We start from the raw sequence: 1,347 nt of genomic DNA, 5'->3' as shown, positions 1-1,347 counted from the left end.
GCGCCTACACGTGAACTAGATCATCCCTATCCGTTTACCCAAATTAGCGAGAACGCATCTCTTGCCTTCTACTTTGAAGTGTATCATATGCGGAAAGGCAGTGCCAATGAGACGCGCTATACCGTTCGTTACAAAATGTATCGACGGACGGATCGGGGACGGTTAAAGCAACTGTTCAAGGACACAGAGGGACGCCGGACCTCGGTCTCCAGGACTCGGACAGGGCAACGCCGGACAGTGAAAGAGTATATTCTCCTTGATTTGAAGGACTGGGGCGTGGAGGCCGACACGAAGCTGACTGTTACCATCCAAGTGACGGATGAACGAAGTGACCAACAGGTTGAGCGATCAGCCAAATTTCGAGTGGTGCCGACCGGAGGGGGGTAGGAATCCTGGTTCAACGCCACTGATGAAAGGTCACGACGGGAGACATGGATCTTCTATGTACCTGTGAACATGAACCGCTCCTACTTACAATTTGCAAAAATGTAAACACAAGCAAATGAAAAGAGCAGGAAATACTAGGGATTGGTTTAGACTACTCTCCATCCTTGCGGTCGCTTCTTCGTTTTTTGCCTGTAGTTCTCTGAGGAACTCAGCCTCGGAGGGGGCCAGCTCGGGGCCGAACCGCTTGGTGGTGAGTGAGCTCTCTTCCTCGGTGACAGGACTGTCTGCGTACGATCTCGTCGAACAGCATCGTTCGGTCTGGCTTGAGAGGCGGGGACGGAAGAGCATTCGAAATCCTACTCCCATCAAGGTTTACGTCGATGGTGGGGGAAGCCCATTTGGGCCAGTCTCTTCACTGAAGGACATACAGGCGACCGATGTGAAGTACATCCAGTATTTCGACGCTCAACAGGCGCAGATGCGATTTGGGCTAGATAATAGTAGCGGGGCGATCCTGGTCAATACTAAAGGAGGATTATAGAACGATTTACGGATCTTGCCTTCGGACTTCGAGAAGACTCTTCGGCCAAATCTATGTCTCTTCACGAGTGATCCCTCCTCAGTCTCGTCGCGCTTGGATTCGGACCACGGGCCGGCGGCGTCCTGGACTGGGCGCGGGCTCACGAAGAACGGATGTCCTGACAAGGCGCGTAGAGTTCTTCGGACGAGGGTCCTGCTCATGCAGGAGGAAGAGGCATTTGGTTCAGTTTGCCACGACACGGGAAGATTCTCCTCGTCCCCTCTCGAAGGAGGAGCAGTCTGTTCGGTCCTGACAACCCGCCCCGTCTGAGCGTACACCGACGCGGTTGGTGAGGCGAGCCTGCGGAGTCCCGGGCCGCGACCGCGGGACTTACGACGAACCCGTAAGGGACGGAGGGGGCTGTAACGATGGCGTCGATC

1 pseudogene is annotated in these 1,347 nt (G+C 54.7%); it reads left to right on the top strand.

From position 1 onward, the window contains the following. Window positions 1–387 (top strand): annotated as a pseudogene (locus ABEL04_RS07010) (hypothetical protein); the annotation flags it as partial. Window positions 388–1,347: the final 960 nt, after the last annotated feature.

This window comes from Salinibacter sp., from assembly GCF_042218895.1.
GTDB lineage: Bacteria > Bacteroidota > Rhodothermia > Rhodothermales > Salinibacteraceae > Salinibacter.
The sequence above is the reverse complement of the archived record's forward strand: the minus strand, read 5'-3'. Positions and strand labels throughout refer to the sequence as shown.